Origin of the sequence: Streptomyces sp. TRM49041, assembly GCF_008271805.1 — a bacterium.
In the GTDB taxonomy this organism is placed as follows: domain Bacteria; phylum Actinomycetota; class Actinomycetes; order Streptomycetales; family Streptomycetaceae; genus Streptomyces.
The window spans coordinates 1-593 of sequence record NZ_VSRY01000052.1; the positions used below are offsets into that span (position 1 = coordinate 1).

The window sequence follows — 593 nt, forward strand, 5'->3', positions numbered from 1 at the left end:
CCACGGTCCCGGTCACGGTCATCCCGCCGAGGAGCACGGTCATCACGCGGGAACGTAGGCCGGTCACCCCCACGCCGGAAACCACCACGGTCATCGCGCCGGTCGTCCCGACGGAACCCGCCACGGTCGTCGTCCCGACGCGGCCCACGGTCCCGGTCACGGTCATCCCGACGGAAGCCGCCCTGATCGTCGCGCCGGTCATCCCGACGGAAACCACCGCGGTCGTCGCGCCGGTCATCCCGCCGGTCGTCGCGGCGGAAGCCGCCGGCCCGGCGGTCGTCGTCGCGCCGGGGTCCACGGAAACCGCCCCGCTCGCCACCGTCCCTACGACGAGGCTCGCGCTCCGGACGGTCGTCGGAGGAGTTGGTGGACATGGGCGTGGCTCCTGTCTTCGGGTACCGCAAGCAATTCTCGCGCAGTCGGCGTTCGACCGCGCTTCGAGCAGATTCAGCAAAACAAAAAAGGACCCGTGGTCCCAGCATGCACGCTGGGACCACGGGTCCTTGAAAGATTGTTCGGCGGTGTCCTACTCTCCCACAGGGTCCCCCCTGCAGTACCATCGGCGCTGAAAGGCTTAGCTTCCGGGTTCGGAA

General features: G+C 68.8%; 1 rRNA gene and 1 pseudogene. Both read right to left on the reverse strand.

What is annotated here, in order from left to right:
- Positions 1-298, reverse strand: a pseudogene (locus FVS66_RS02510) (hypothetical protein); the annotation flags it as partial.
- 215 nt (positions 299-513) lie between these two features.
- A 5S ribosomal RNA gene (rrf, locus tag FVS66_RS02515) occupies positions 514-593 on the reverse strand; the annotation flags it as partial.